This is a genomic window from Nostoc sp., from assembly GCF_036916975.1.
In the GTDB taxonomy this organism is placed as follows: Bacteria; Cyanobacteriota; Cyanobacteriia; order Cyanobacteriales; family Nostocaceae; genus Nostoc.
This window is the reverse complement of record NZ_JBALFF010000008.1, coordinates 22,414-36,485: the sequence shown is the minus strand read 5'-3', so window position 1 is coordinate 36,485 and position 14,072 is coordinate 22,414. Positions and strand designations below refer to the sequence as shown.

The window sequence follows — 14,072 nt, the reverse complement described above, 5'->3', positions numbered from 1 at the left end:
AATCTAGCCTGAAGGAAAATCTATGGCTCAAACATTCTTGATTACTCTTCCAGATGACTTAGAGCAAGCACTGAATGCCCAAGCAGAACGTTTGAATAAGTCTCCAGAGGAAGTTGTATTGCAAGTATTATCACAACAATTAACAACTTCATCTCAGACTAATTTTATACAGCAAACAGACACAGACCCGCTTCTAGGACTAATTGGTTCCCTCAGTGTAGATATTCCTGATTTGGCAGAGAACCATGACTACTATATTGGACAAGCCCTTTATCAAGAGTTAAGAGGTGTTGAATAGTTTGTTTGTGGATACATCTGGTTGGGCAAGTCTCTTTGTTAGTACCCAAACTTATTATCCACAAGCAGATCGCTGCTTTCGTTTAGCTCTCCAACAACAGAAAAGAATTTTTACGACAAATTATGTAGTTGCTGAATTAGTAGCACTATTACACAGTCCGCTTCGGATTCCTCGTTTACGCATCTTTGAAATTGTCGATGCTATTAAGATTGTGGCTTATGTTGAGGTTATTCACGTTGATGAAGTAACTGATACCTTAGCTTGGGAACTTTGCAAAAGTAGACTAGACAAAGCTTGGTCACTAGTTGACTGCACATCTTTCGTTGTAATGCAACAATTAGGCATCCAGGAGGCTTTAACAACCGACCAACATTTTGAGCAAGCAAGCTTTATTCGTTTACTCAAGTAGCTACATTGTCAATTTCAGAAAAGGGATCAGTGATACCTACGGTAAGCTGGCAAGAGTGCGAAGTACAAGCAGTTAAGAGCGATCGCCTTCATGTAAATCGCAAAATATGACCGATTCTGTCTTAGTACAACTCATATTTCATTAACTGACAGGGCAACGTTCCGTTATACACTGCAATTCGCTGGGATGATTTTAATCCAATCGATTGAGACAATTCCTTGTTGCCACTCAGCACAAATGCAGTCCAGCCTTTGAAGCGTTGTTTTAGCACATCGCCCAAAAGTTTGTAAAATGCCCCTAAATCACTATCTCGCCCCAGCCGTTCGCCATAAGGGGGATTGCAGAATAAAACCCCACTGTCTGCGGGGGCGACAACATCGGCAAGCTCCATTTGAGAAAACCATACATGGTTATCAACGCCGCAGTTTTGAGCATTATTAATCGCTTGCTCGATTATATTTTCATCGCGATCGCTTCCCCAAATAGGTGCAGGCAAAGTATCCAGTTGGCTATCTTTCGCTTCTTGCAGCAGCTTTTCTAAAAGGGATAAATCAAAATCGAGCCAATTTTCAAATCCAAAGGATTCACGAAACAGCCCTGGTGCTATATTCAGTGCCTTTAAGCTAGCTTCTAGAGGTAAAGTGCCAGATCCACACAGAGGATCATAAAACATTTGGTTTGGCTGCCAACTTGAAAGTTGAATCAGGGCCGCAGCCAGAGATTCCTTTAGAGGGGCTACTCCAACCGCAGGACGGTAGCCTCGGCGGTGCAGACTTTTTCCAGAACTGTCGAGTTTAACGGTACAAAAGTCACGTTCAATATGAACATTGATCCGCACATCTGGTTCATGAAGCTCTACATTTGAACGTTCACCGAGATTTTGCTGCTGCTGGTCAACGATCGCATTTTTGATCTGGAGAGATGTAAAGTGGCTGTGGTTGAGGCGATCGTTTTTACCCGTGGTAGTCACCGCCAGCGTCATGTCTGGCGTTAAATACTTTTGCCAATCGATAGTTTGGATGCCGCGATAGAGATCCTTAGCATCAAGGCAAGGAAACTCATGGATGTTTACCAAGATTCGGAACGGTAGCCTAGCCCAGATATTAACGCGATAAAGTAGGGTGCGATCGCCCTCAAAGGCTACACCGCAAAACCCAGGCTCCACTGAATGAGCGCCTAACTGCTCTAACTCCTGAGCCGCGAGGGTTTCTAGTCCACGAGCAACCGTTGCAAAATACTGATTCATCCTCTAATCCAAAGCATTGTCTTCACTGCTGACCCATTGACGCACTTTAGCTTAACTCATATCTTGCGACATTCTCTCTCGTTAAGTCTGCGATTATAACCTTTTAAGTAACTCAGTATAACAAGCACCTGACAAACAAAATCAAGCCAAAGTAAGGATACAGCAAATATTTTTGGAAAGAGATTATTATTTCTTCATTTTCAGTACTATCTTAAATCCAATTAACCCTGATAATATCAAGCTGAAATAGTGTTCAGGCACTTTGCAATATAACCCATTAATTAAAATAGTCAGAGGGATAAACGAATGACTTTAGTATCTGATATTGTTCTGCTAAAAGACTTAACATCGTCATCAGATAACGATTTAGCCCAGGAAAAAGCCGTACTTCCGGCGACGGTAAATCGGTTAACCAACCCGATGTTAGCAAGTATCTTTGGTAATGACCTGAAATTTGGTATTGCTTCCTTCAAGGATAAGCCAATAGCGCCTCTTGGGGGTTACGCTGACTACGTATATAAACCAGAAGTCGCTTTGACAAATAATGTAACAACAATTAAAGACCAAATCTTTAACCTTGAAGCCTTTGGTGGCAATGATGCGCCCGAATCACAATTAGACGCACTCTTGTACACAGCTTTAGATAGCGGTGGCAGTCTCGGTTACAGAGCCAATTCATTTCGGGTTGTTATAATAGCTACCGATAGTACTTATCACGTTGCTGGCGATCGGGCAGCAGTTAGTCCAAGTGATACTATTGCCAATAATGGAGATGGTGTAATTGATCGTAATGAAGATTATCCAGAGATTGGCCAAGTAAAAACTGCGCTAGAAGCAAATAACATTATTCCAATTTTTCTAACTACGAGTAATGTTGCAGCCGATTACGAGACACTAGTTACCCAGCTTGGTCGAGGTAGTGTCCTGACTCTTAGTCCTAAAAGTGAGAATTTTGCTGATGCCATAAAAGAGGCAGTTGCCCAAGCCAGAAATGTGATAAGTACTGATGTTGTTACGACAAATGGAGACGATACCTTTAGTTCGGGGAATTTTTCGGCTGGCGATAAGGTTATTTTTGCTGGGGATGGTAATGACAAAATTTCGCTTTCTGGTGTTACTGGTAATCATTACATTGATGGGGGAGCAGGTTCTGACACCCTTATTGGTGGAGATGGTGGAGACAGAATAGATGGGGGTAGTGGTAACGACAAGCTTGTGGGGGGCAAGGGTGATGATATTCTTTTTGGCAGTAGTGGAAAAGATATTCTGATCGGCAATCAAGGCAACGATTACCTACAGGGAGATAGTGGGGACGACTTCTTAAAAGGAGGCGCTGGTTCAGATAAATTTGCATTTGCAACAGGATCAAAGTTTGATATTAAAGAACTCGGAGTTGATATTATTAGTGATTTCACTCCTAATGAAGACAAAATCCTACTATCTAAATCTACCTTTACCGCTCTAAGTAACTCAGTCTTTCCAACTCAATTAAATTCCGCAGACTTTGCCACAGTGACGAACGATACTTTAGCAGCAAGTAGTAATGCGGTGATTGTTTATAATAGCGTAAATGGTAGTCTCTTTTATAACCCCAATGGTTCGGCGGCTGATTTTGCTGATATAAATTCTGGGGGAGGTAAATTTGCACAATTGGGTGCTAGCTGCTTTCCTGCTCTAAGTACCGCTAGTTTTGAGGTAGTTTTGTGATTGATTTAGCTTAATTTTTAACTTCACATAAGAGACTTCTAAGGAATAAAGTACTCAGTAAAAATGAGATGCTGCTAGACAAACAAATTGAACTGAGATTAATCTAGGACTTACTCACTGTACAAAAAGACTATGTTGTGCATGAACGCAAATAGGTAGTTTCAGGCTTTTATAAATCATCATTTCTTGGTTGTGCGATCGCTTGACGGGGAACAAAAAACCAAGCTCTAAGCCCTGAAAACCATACTCCCTATTTTGATTTTTCTGTCAATGCGTAAGTCCTATAATTAGCCCTTTCAAGGTGGGTAAAAATTCTCGAAAATAAATACCTCTCTAACCTCTTATCTGTGTGTTTTTTGCGCCTAATAAGGTGAAATAAATTACTTTTAAACCCCAGAAGCACAGAGAACTGCGCCCTTGCGGTTAAGAGACTTGAAGCAACTGGCGCGGCGCTGAGAAAAAACAATCTTATTTTACGAGTCACCTTGAAAGGGCTAGTCCTATAATCTATATTTTTCTAAAATCAATCATTGTCTGGCGATAAGTATCCGGCAAACCTGTATCAAAACACTTGCCTTTAACAACATATCCGATCATTCCCTCTTCCTGACACAATCTATCAAGAGAAGATGTTAACTGAAATTCGCCTCGTTCTCGTAAATTTTGGTTGATCTGTTCTGCTAAAAAGTCAAAAATTTTCGGCGTAAGTAAATATAAACCAAATATACATAAAAACTCATTTTCTGCCATACCCTCTACACGCAAATACTGTTGTGCATACTCAATGGTAGGTTTTTCATAGAGTTGTGTAACTTCCAGAATCGAGTTTAACTCTTGCCAAACTCCTGTTACACACCCAGATATATGAAGAATTTCTGCTGGAGTTGTAGTTAAGCTAACAACGCTTTGATTAACTTGTTCATAAACATTTAAAAGTTGACTAGCACAAGATTTGTCAATATCAGATGCATAAATATGGTCGCCCAACATTAGCAAAAACGGCTCATCTTGCACCCAATCTTTGGCACAAAATACAGCATGACCATAGCCTAATTGCTCCTCTTGCAATAAAATGGTAATTTTGCTACCTAAATCTTCGAGATATCGGCTATATTCTTGATTTTGTGGTGAGAGTTTATTTAAAAGTTCTTTTTTGGGTGGGTTTTTCAACAAATCTTCAAATATTTCTTGATCATCCGGCTGTACCACAATCCCCACTTCTGTAATTCCAGCACTAATTGCCTCTTCAATAATTGCGATAATCACAGGTTTTGCCCTACCATCTCGATCAATAATCGGAAAAAGTTCTTTTTTCACAACTTTAGTAGCTGGAAACAACCGAGTCCCAAAACCAGCTACCGGAATCACAGCTTTTCTAACTTTATTTTTCTGCATAAATCCTCATCAGCTTAAAATCTCCCCTGCCCCCTGCCTCTTGGTCACCCCAACTTCTCAAACAACTCCGCTAACACCACATTAGAAAACAAAAACCCTTGGGGATCAATTAAACGCAACCTTCCCTCTGCAACTTCCACCCAACCTTTATCACAATACCGTTGCAAACACCTGCAAATCTCCTCCACCTTCTCTTCGCCAAACGCCTCCGCCAACGCCGCTAAACTCAAACCCTCCGCCAAACGTAACCCCAACATTAACGTTTCTAACAATACTTCCTTTGGGGGAGTCACATCACAATCAATCACACCGCCAGCTTCTACCCACTGGTAATATTCCCTAGTTTTACGGGGACGAGTGAAGCGTTTCCCTTCAACATAACTCGCCGCACCCATACCAAAGCCATAGTAAGGGCGGTTTTCCCAATAGACTCGATTATGCCGACACTGATGATCGGGTTGAGCATAATTAGAAATTTCATAATGCTCATAACCTGCACTAGTCAAAACCTGCTGCCCCATCTGGTACATTTTGACTGTGGCTTCATCCGTAGGCAAAGGAGTATCACCAGGTTTGTAGTAACGACCAAAGGCTGTACCTGGTTCGATGGTAAGATCGTAGATGGAAATGTGAGTGGGTACGATAGCGATCGCTTTAGCGAGAGAATCTTGCCATTGATCCAAAGACTGATGCGGCAACCCAGAAATTAAGTCTAAGCTAAATTTGGGAATCTGGACTTGGTGGATTAGTTCCACGGCTGCAAAAATATCTTCAACTGAGTGCGATCGCCCCGCCCTTTGCAATAATTCTGCTTGAAAGGCTTGTACACCTAAACTTACCCGGTTCACGCCGACATTGCGATAGCCTGCTATATGGGCTAAATCAAAGGTGGCTGGGTCAATTTCCATAGAAATTTCTGCCCCAGAGGCAATACCAAAATGCTTCTCTAGCTCTGTTACTATCCGTTGTAACTGCTCTATTGATAGCAGCGAAGGAGTACCACCACCGAAGAAAATTGTCTTCAAGGGTTGACCAAATGCTGGTGTAATGGCAATTTCTTGACATAGCACCTCAACATATTGGGAGATAGTACCAGATGTTTCGCCCCGCAAGCGATCGCCCACAACAGACACCGGGAAATCACAATAAAAACACCGCCGTCTGCAAAAGGGAATATGCACATACGCAGAACTGGCAATTTCAGAAAGACTAAATTTTTGACTCATTTTGCGAAAAGATTAACTTAAGCCAGCTGCAAATTAGAGACAATGAAAATAAGTAGTTCCTTTACAAGTTTTTGTCGTTTTACAACGAAACAATGAAAAATATGAAGATAAAAGCCTTTAGTTATAATAATTGCAGATATTGCCCTACTAAACCCTTAGTGTAAGTCAATATTGATTAGTTTATCTTACCGATGAAATAAAAAATACTTAATTTTATCGGTTACCACAATTGCAGGAAACAAGACAACCATGCTTGACGCCATTATTATTTTCTCATTTATTCTGGCAGCGTCGGGAATAGGGTTCTACAGCATTGAACTACTGCCCAATGGCACACTAGATCAGGTAACAAATCTTGAAGCTTTACGCTTAGTTGTTGCCGTCTTTGCTGCTATTATTGGTGGTGCGATCGGGCTGAGTTTCCAGACGACATATCGTCGCCTAGAATCACAAATCAAAGAAATGCCTCTGGAAGTGATCTTAACTCGGGCGATCGGCTTAGTGATTGGGCTATTACTAGCTAACCTGATGCTAGCCCCACTATTTTTGCTACCCATCCCGGCAGATTTTGGATTTATTAAGCCATTGGTAGCAGTTGTCGGTAGTATTATCCTCTCCGTCACTGGCATGAATTTGGCAGATACCCACGGGCGAGGCTTATTGCGGTTCATTAATCCCAACACTGTCGAATCAATGGTAGTGGAAGGAACGCTAAAACCCGCCAATACCAAAGTTTTGGATACCAGCTGTATTATCGATGGTCGCATTGAAGCGTTACTAGAAACAGGGTTTTTGGAAGGGCAAATCCTTGTACCACAGTTTGTCTTGCAAGAACTCCAACAAGTAGCCGATGCTAGCAAAGACCAAAAGCGCGTGCGGGGAAGACGAGGACTAGAAATTCTCAACCGCATTAAAGAACAATATCCCGATCGCATCCTGATTAATGCAGTTGACTACGAAGATATTCCCACAGTCGATGCCAAGTTAGTCCGCTTTGCCCAAGAAATTAGCGGTACATTGCTAACCAACGACTACAACTTGTCTAAAGTCGCCAGTGTTCAGAAAGTCCCTGTTTTGAATGTGAATGATTTAGTAAACGCCGTCCGTCCTAGTTATTTACCAGGCGACAACCTTGATTTGAAAATTCTCAAGGAAGGCAAAGAACCGAGTCAAGGTATTGGCTACCTAGATGACGGCACAATGGTAGTTGTTGAAGAAGGCAGTAATTATGTGGGTGGTGAACTGCGAGTAGTAGTTACCAGTGCTTTGCAAACCACCGCAGGAAGAATGATTTTTGCTAAACCCCAAGCTTCAGCATTAGCGTGAAACGATGGGATGTTTCATTCGAGTCACACTTACTAATCGGTGCAGGTTGACTGCACCGATTATTTATTGATTAGACTCACCAGACTCATTTACCTGCAAATACTGTAACTGTTCAATTGATAACCCTGTGACTCTGCCAATCTCTTCTAATGGCATACCAGTATTAAATAGATTTCTTGCAACTTCAAGTAAAGCTTCAGCCTTGCCTTCAACCTTGCCTTCAGCCTTGCCTTCGTCTAAAATATCTTGATAAATCACTGACTCGCGCATAATATCTGACCTCAAAACTCGAAGGGTAACCTCTTTGTCTAATACTAAACCAGCTAAAATCGCTGTGGAAGCAGCAATATTACTTTGATTTCTTGATTCTGTCATACTATTAATTTCCCGTGCAACTTGGTTAAGCACAGCTTCTGGATCAATTGTACTACTCAAAACCGCAAAGGGTAACAGTCCAGCCGTTCTCAGAAATACTTCGGTTGGTTGTTCCCAAAGTCTGATAACTGAAAATTCATGGCGTGTCCCAGCAATTGTAAATGTATTTTGTTGCACCAACTCTGAATTTGTCTGCTTGAGATAAATTACAACTTGATGCATTGCTTTGTCTGGAAAGCGGCGATACACTCGCAACCGATAGTCAATCATCCGAAAAGGAATTTCAGGATCAGCTTGGGTTTGAAATTCCAAATGTAAGATGTTTTGCTCTGACTGTAGCAGAATTAGGGCATCAGCACGAATCGGTTCGAGAGATAATTCTTTTGGACTGAGTTCGGTTAAAGTAATAGGTTCGCCTAATAACCAAGTGGCAAAGTCGCTGGAGAAATTTTCAGCTAAAAATTTACAGATATTGTCAAACATTTTAAAATTTTACCAAATAGCTTACTCATTTGCTATTTATGTGAAATTATTTAATTAAAAAATCTATAGATTCTACGTTTCATAAATAGTTAATAGTAAATTATCTGGGTCTTTAAAGAAAGTAATTTTTTTAATTGTAAGCGTAATTAGGAATTAATTAAAATGGTATTATAAGCTATTAGTATTCTGGGTATTATGAAGCAAATTTGCACTATAGTTAATATTTTTATAATAACTTCATTATCTGCTTTTGTATTTGCTGATGCCACTAGTTTATTGCTTGTGCAGACAGTCACAGCTAAACCAGTACAGACAAAAAAGCAAGTCAATCAACCAATACCATTTAACTCAAAAGTACGAATATACCCTGCAAATAATGGCCTACCAGCAAGTCGCTTGATTACGATTGAACGTGTTATCAAAAAGTCTAGTAAGATGCAAATAACAGAAGCAAAACTTACAACATACGAGGAATTTGCAGCCAATACAGGAGACTATAAATCATCTATTTCTAACAACCGAATGGTGTGGATAGTGACTGGTTATGTTCAAGGTGAGTTGAGTATGTCTAGAGGTAGAAGTATTTGCACTGATAACGCCAAACTTGTGGAAATAATGGATGCAGAAACTGGCGATTCTTTTGGTAGAAGTATTTACTGTCCGCCAAATAACGAGATAAATTTTATGCCGTAAAGTAGATTTAGAATCAAAACAGCTGCAAGTAAGCTGTTGCACAAATAAACTTGCATATACTGGGTGGGCTTTCCTCCCCACCCCACAAGAGTTATATTTAATAAGGGTTATGCAAGCTTATTTGTTTTTTAGCTTATATCACTTTTGTAAAAACACGCCTAACCTGGCGAATGCAATTCGCAGCTATGCGAGACTTTACCCACCTCCGTGGGTTTCAAATAATTTTAAAACTCATAAATCTCTAATGGCAAATTATCTGGGTCTTTAAAGAAAGTAAATTTTTTATTTGTAATTTCATCAACTCTGATATTTTCTACCTCCACTCCTTTTGATTTTAAATAAAAAACAGTTTCCTCAACATCATCAACTTTAAAAGCAAGATGCCTTAAACCACAAGACTCTGGTTTACTAGGCCGTTCTGGAGGATTTGGGAAAGAAAATAGCTCTATTTGAGCATTTTCTCCAACTCGTAAATCTAATTTATAAGAATTTCTGGCGGCGCGGAATGTCTCTTGAATAATCGGAAATCCTAAAACTTCTACATAAAATTTTTTGGAGCGATCGTAGTCAGAACAAATAATAGCTACATGATGAATACCAGTAGTTTTCATTGATATTTTGCTTTTTTAGTACAATTATTAAGAGAGTGGACGTAGGTTATAACACAACCACATTACACCCTCTCAAGTATATAGCGGTTCTTGTTTGCATGAAGTATATTTTTAAACCTCACCCCCAACCCCTCTCCTTATCAAGGAGAGGGGAGTGTTTGCAATATCAAATGCGGGGTGAGGTTATAACTGTGTTGCACCCTTCAGGAGAATCGCTATAAATTAAGCTTTAATCTTTTTAATTGATCTTACCTTTCTTTTCAAGAACAAGCCAATGCTGCCAACAAGAAATGTGCTACCTAAAGTACTAGGTTCAGGTACTTGTCGATAAGAAACTGTACCGGAATCGGAAGTTTCAGAGGAAACAGAAAATAATGTTCCAGCAATTTCGTAATTTTTGTCAGAATTAGCTTTGTCCTGGAAGCTGTATAGCAATCCAATCGGTGCGTTATCTGCTAAGGATACAGTTGGAAATGCAAGGGGATAATCTGGATATTCAACATCATCCTTTGCGGTGTAAATATTGGGGTTATTATCGAATTGAAAAGTTAGCGATTGAACTGGCGCTACCGGGATATTATCATTACTGAAAGTTGAGTCATCAAAGCTAAATAGACCGTTACCCTTAGCTGTAGAACTATTAACAGTGAAAGCATAATTAATAATTGCAGCCGATGCAGATTTAGTGGTTAAAGTAGCTAAACCAATAACTAGACTAGTAGCGATCGCTAATTTTTGAAACAATTTCATATCACTTTTCCTGTTGCATTAGATAAATAACCTATTTAAACCCTTGTAGAGACGTAGCACTGCTACAGCTCTACTTTTTCACTCCAATGTCTAATACTTACTTCTTAACTCCAGTCGAGTTATTCACATCACTCAATTGCCAATGCTTTAGAAGTTGATCGCGGTTTTGTCGTAAGTCTTTACCGTCACGTTTTTCAGGATAAGGAATATTATTGCCCTTAATTCCTGTCCAAATAATTTCGTTGAATTCTTCTGGATCAACCTTATCTTCACCGATAAAATCGAAACCCTTGGTCATAGCAGCCCACCATTCTTTAGAATTTAGAATGGGCATAGCTGCTGTATTTTCAACATTGGGGTCTTGGCAAGCTGGTACTAGTTTCGGATCTACAGGTTTAGCACACAAGTTACCTGGCACAATAGCTTTGTAAGGCTCAAAGTTCGGTTCTCTTGTGAAGGCATCTGACATTGGTTGAGCATTAGCATCAGTAATTGCCAAATACTTAATGTTTAACAAATCCTCCATTGTCCGCAATATATTAATGGTGTTGTAGTTAGTGCTAACGAGCGCACCCCGTTTTGTATAGGGCGAAATAACGTAGGCTAACGAACGGTGGGAATCAACGTGATCTGGGCCATTTTGGGAATCATCTTCAATGATAAAAATTGCTGTTTCCTTCCACTCCGGCAGATGAGAAATTTTCTCTACCAGCTTGCCAATAGCATAGTCATTATCTGCCATTTGCAATTCAGGAGTATTTAGTCCAAATAAAGCAGTGCCAAAAGAACCAAAATGATCGTGAGATAAACGCACAAGCATTAAATTGGGTAGTCCATTTTGCTTAAGATCCCTTTCCCATTCGTTGTACAAATAAATATCGGCATTATTTTGATCGAATGATCGGAAATAAAGATCGGTTTTATTCAACAATGCAGTTTTTGTAACGGGAGCTTGAGGAATCTTATCAGCGTAAGGGGTTGTGGAAATGGGGATATAAGCCGGGTTTTTCGGATCGGGTTTGGTAGGATCGGTTTGGCTAGTAACGTAGGGAGCGCCATTATCAACGAAGAAGCCGTAATTGCGTACAGTTTTGCCAGCACGTAGCGCCGTATCCCACAGATAACCACCAATGGCATTTGGCTGGAGATTACCATCTCCTTCGGGAGCATCAACATCCCTGTCTCCAGGTAATATGGAAGACTGCCCAGAAGGATCTAAAACTCCTGTTATACGGGTCTTGATTGGCGAGTTATTCGAGGAAGTTTGCGGTAGTGCAAGACTGATATTCCGATTTGTACCTTCGTAATCGTAGGTTAAGCCGTTAAAGCCCGCGTTACCGTAAAGAACTGATTGACTTTTTTCGGTGTAGTCTGTAGTCCGACCGTAAGTAGACCAGTTCCAACCTACTCCACTGGATTCGCCACTGTCGTAGAAGTTATCAAAAGTTGCAAAGGCAAGGGACAACTTGTGATGGTTGGGTGAAATCTTGTAGGGAAACAAGGTAAGTGCTGGGTCGCCATTACCAATAGGTAAGTCACCGAGTACCTGGTCGTAGGTACGGTTTTCTTTAACTATATAGATAACGTGCTTAATTTTGCCTTGTAAATACCTCATTATCCGGTCAGGACGACGACTATAAAAACCGTTGTTTTTGTCTACCTGCGTTGAAAGTGTAGCCAAAGTACTGCTACTTGGCACTGGAATAATTGAGATTCCAGCTTTTTCTAAAGCCCAGGTGTAATCGTTTTTAAAATTGGTATTACGTGCAAGTCCGGCTGGAGTTGTGCGATTGTTTGACGGGTTGGGGCCAGAATTGCTCTTGGCATTGACAACGTAAAGTCTTAGACCATCAGAACTGACACTTACAGAATTAGGATACCAGCCAGTGGGGATGCGTCCATTCACCCGACCACCTTGCAAGTCTACAACAGCGATCGCATTCTCGCCGCCTAGAGTAACATAAAGTGTTCTTCCATCTGGACCCAGAGTTAAAGAGTTGGGATTAGCACCTTTGTATTTATCACCTGGCCGAGACAGAGAGATGGTTTGGACAACTCTATTGTTATTTGTATCAATGACTGAAATCGAGTCATCATTACCATTAGCTACGTATAGTCGATTTTGATCGGCCGAAAGCAGTACTTTGTTTGGCTGGCTACCTGTTGGTATCCGGGTGATTTGTCCAGAAGTAATGCTAACAGCAACTACTTCGTTATCGCGCTGGCTACTAATAAAAACTTTCGCTGCTTGACCGTTTTCTGCATTTTTGATGGCGACATCAAAAGGAAATTCACCGGTTGCTATTTTATCGCCTGCCCTAAAGAACTTAATTTCTTTAGTTACCTTACGGGTAGGAGTGTCAACGATTGATATAGAGTCATTCTCAAAGTTTGCAGCCACTAAGGTTTTGCCATCTTTACTAACTGCAATACCCGCTACAACTGCTCCTGTACTCACAGCCTTAGCTGGTGTATCCTTCAACAAACCACCATCATATTTAGGGAAGGGGGCAGTTTGATTAGAATTGTGACCTAGTAAAATAAAGGGGGCATCTGGTAAATATTGGCTACCATTAGATGCATAAACATACACGCGATCGTCAATTCCGCCTGATACAAAGAAGCGCGAGCCATCTTTAGCCCAAGCCAAACCGTTATAGGTATTAGGAATATTAATTTGTTGTTTTTTAACTAACTTACCGCTACTGACATCATAGACAAAAACCCATTCTGCTTTGGGGGTTGTTGTACCACTTGGCTTGCCAGTTAGCGGGTCTAATACAGGATAAGTAAAAGTACTACCTGTATTTTCATCTTTGAAGTTTTGGTTATAGCCACTGGTAAGCACCAGTAAAGTTTTTCCATCTGGGCTGAGGGCTGTGCTTACGGCTTCAGCAGCATCAGCATTATTATCTGTACGCAAACCAGTTGATAAAGGTGCAAACGTCGAGCCTGGTGCTGCTGCGGGCGTGATGATTTGACCTGTGGGTAGCAAAGCTGCTCCACTTTCTAAGTTACCAACGGGTTTGGTAGTTCCAGCACTAGCTGGTTGTATACTTGCACTCAAGCTACTTAACAGCAAAAGACTTAATAGATACCCTTGGTTTCTACTAGTTTTCATGCAATTTTTCTCTAATAGGGATAACCATAACTATTCAAGTACAGATATTTATGGTTAATGGTTAAGCTATCAGTAATTTTTGGTTATGTTTTGGTTGTGGCGGATTTTATCTAGTTAAGTTTTTTTAATACCTTATTTACTTTTCGACGTTGCTGAGTGTAAATGTAATCAGGTTTTATATCTTAAATTACTTGCAATTTTTTTAATGTTTAATTTGGCTGATAAATTCCGATTATTTAATTTTTAGGTTTTAGGCTTTATTTTTATCCAATTTTATATATAACGTGGTTTTTTTGTCTCTTGCTAGTAGATTGAGAATGCTAGTAATTATGGTTTTCAGAGAAAATTTAATAATCTTTGATTAATCTAAGCTTAATTTTTACTTAATAATTAATCCTAGATAATAAAAAAGTAAAAACTTGACAATATTAT

12 protein-coding genes are annotated in these 14,072 nt (G+C 40.2%); 5 read left to right on the top strand and 7 right to left on the bottom strand.

The annotated features are described in order from the left end of the window. The first annotated feature begins 22 nt into the window (after positions 1-22). On the top strand, positions 23-298 hold the full coding sequence (locus V7K73_RS01445) for a hypothetical protein (protein ID WP_334876463.1): 276 nt from the start codon (positions 23-25) through the stop codon (positions 296-298). Beyond that, positions 288-707, top strand: coding sequence for a type II toxin-antitoxin system VapC family toxin (locus V7K73_RS01440; protein WP_334876461.1), 420 nt, complete (start codon positions 288-290; stop codon positions 705-707). The genes V7K73_RS01445 and V7K73_RS01440 overlap by 11 nt, the downstream gene beginning before the upstream one ends. Positions 708-828: 121 nt before the next feature. Here the strand turns inward: V7K73_RS01440 and V7K73_RS01435 are convergent, their stop codons facing one another. Next, entirely contained in the window at positions 829-1,953 is a 1,125-nt protein-coding gene (locus V7K73_RS01435; RefSeq protein ID WP_334876459.1) for a THUMP domain-containing class I SAM-dependent RNA methyltransferase, read from the bottom strand. Positions 1,954-2,259: 306 nt separating this feature from the next. On the opposite strand from V7K73_RS01435, the gene V7K73_RS01430 reads away from it, so the two are divergent. Beyond that, the gene (locus V7K73_RS01430; RefSeq protein WP_334876458.1) at positions 2,260-3,660 is read left to right on the top strand and encodes a hypothetical protein; all 1,401 of its coding nucleotides are present in this window, start codon (positions 2,260-2,262) and stop codon (positions 3,658-3,660) included. Positions 3,661-4,167: 507 nt separating this feature from the next. Here V7K73_RS01430 and V7K73_RS01425 read toward each other — a convergent pair. Continuing rightward, positions 4,168-5,055: a UTP--glucose-1-phosphate uridylyltransferase gene (locus tag V7K73_RS01425; RefSeq protein WP_334876456.1), complete on the bottom strand. Its 888-nt coding sequence runs from the start codon at positions 5,053-5,055 to the stop codon at positions 4,168-4,170. Between the two features lie 44 nt (positions 5,056-5,099). After that, positions 5,100-6,281: a radical SAM family heme chaperone HemW gene (hemW, locus tag V7K73_RS01420; protein ID WP_334876455.1), complete on the bottom strand. Its 1,182-nt coding sequence runs from the start codon at positions 6,279-6,281 to the stop codon at positions 5,100-5,102. Between the two features lie 249 nt (positions 6,282-6,530). Between hemW and V7K73_RS01415 the strand changes: the two genes are divergently transcribed. Then, positions 6,531-7,607 (top strand): PIN/TRAM domain-containing protein, encoded by a 1,077-nt coding sequence (locus V7K73_RS01415; protein WP_334876453.1) that lies wholly within the window; start codon positions 6,531-6,533, stop codon positions 7,605-7,607. 63 nt (positions 7,608-7,670) lie between these two features. On the opposite strand, the gene V7K73_RS01410 is transcribed toward V7K73_RS01415, so the two are convergent. Further along, complete coding sequence (locus V7K73_RS01410; RefSeq protein ID WP_334876451.1) at positions 7,671-8,465, bottom strand: Rpn family recombination-promoting nuclease/putative transposase; 795 nt, start codon at positions 8,463-8,465, stop codon at positions 7,671-7,673. 195 nt (positions 8,466-8,660) lie between these two features. On the opposite strand from V7K73_RS01410, the gene V7K73_RS01405 reads away from it, so the two are divergent. Then, entirely contained in the window at positions 8,661-9,158 is a 498-nt protein-coding gene (locus V7K73_RS01405; RefSeq protein WP_334876449.1) for a hypothetical protein, read from the top strand. 224 nt (positions 9,159-9,382) lie between these two features. Here the strand turns inward: V7K73_RS01405 and gloA2 are convergent, their stop codons facing one another. The 3 genes from gloA2 to V7K73_RS01390 all read right to left on the bottom strand — a co-directional run bounded on the left by gloA2 (position 9,383) and on the right by V7K73_RS01390 (position 13,640). Further along, positions 9,383-9,769 (bottom strand): SMU1112c/YaeR family gloxylase I-like metalloprotein, encoded by a 387-nt coding sequence (gloA2, locus tag V7K73_RS01400; RefSeq protein ID WP_334876447.1) that lies wholly within the window; start codon positions 9,767-9,769, stop codon positions 9,383-9,385. Between the two features lie 222 nt (positions 9,770-9,991). Continuing rightward, on the bottom strand, positions 9,992-10,519 hold the full coding sequence (locus V7K73_RS01395; protein ID WP_334876446.1) for a PEP-CTERM sorting domain-containing protein: 528 nt from the start codon (positions 10,517-10,519) through the stop codon (positions 9,992-9,994). Positions 10,520-10,616: 97 nt separating this feature from the next. After that, positions 10,617-13,640 (bottom strand): beta-propeller fold lactonase family protein, encoded by a 3,024-nt coding sequence (locus V7K73_RS01390; protein WP_334876443.1) that lies wholly within the window; start codon positions 13,638-13,640, stop codon positions 10,617-10,619. Positions 13,641-14,072: the final 432 nt, after the last annotated feature.